This window comes from Paraburkholderia sp. BCC1876 (genome assembly GCF_902833695.1).
GTDB lineage: Bacteria > Pseudomonadota > Gammaproteobacteria > Burkholderiales > Burkholderiaceae > Paraburkholderia.
Map to the genome: position 1 here is coordinate 1 of NZ_CADFGI010000076.1, position 478 is coordinate 478.

Consider the following 478-nt stretch of genomic DNA (forward strand, 5'->3'; position numbering starts at 1 on the left):
GCGGCCGGCCCGTGACGCTCGCCGGCGGGCGAGCATGTCGCGAGCGCCGATGAGCGTGGCCGCGCCGCTCAGCCCGCCAGCTTCTGCGCGAGCCGCGCGCGGGCCGTATCGTGGGTGCGCTCGAACTTGAGCGGCGTGACCGTCACATGGCCGGCGCGCAGCGAGGCGGTTTCCGAGTCGGGCGCATCGTCGCGCGGGCCGCGGTTGAGCCGCAGCCAGTGATAGTCGAGCTCGCGCGGATCGGTGCGCGACACCATCTCGGTGCCGAGGTTGGCGCCGCGATTGATGCCCGAGAGCACCAGCTCGGGCGGCGCCTCGCGCATCAGATGGCCGGCCGCGACGGCCACGCAGTCGCCCGGCGTGCCGCGCACGGCGAAGCGGCGCTCGCCCTCGCGATGCACGCGCAGCGGCTCGTGCAGGCTCAGCGAATGCGACGTGCTGCTCTGATATTCGGCCGGTGCCAAGATCTACACTTCGC

Annotated in this window: 1 pseudogene; it reads right to left on the bottom strand. The window is 73.2% G+C overall.

The features are described from left to right. Positions 1-68: 68 nt before the first annotated feature. Positions 69-478, bottom strand: a pseudogene (locus HWY05_RS37835) (5'/3'-nucleotidase SurE); the annotation flags it as partial.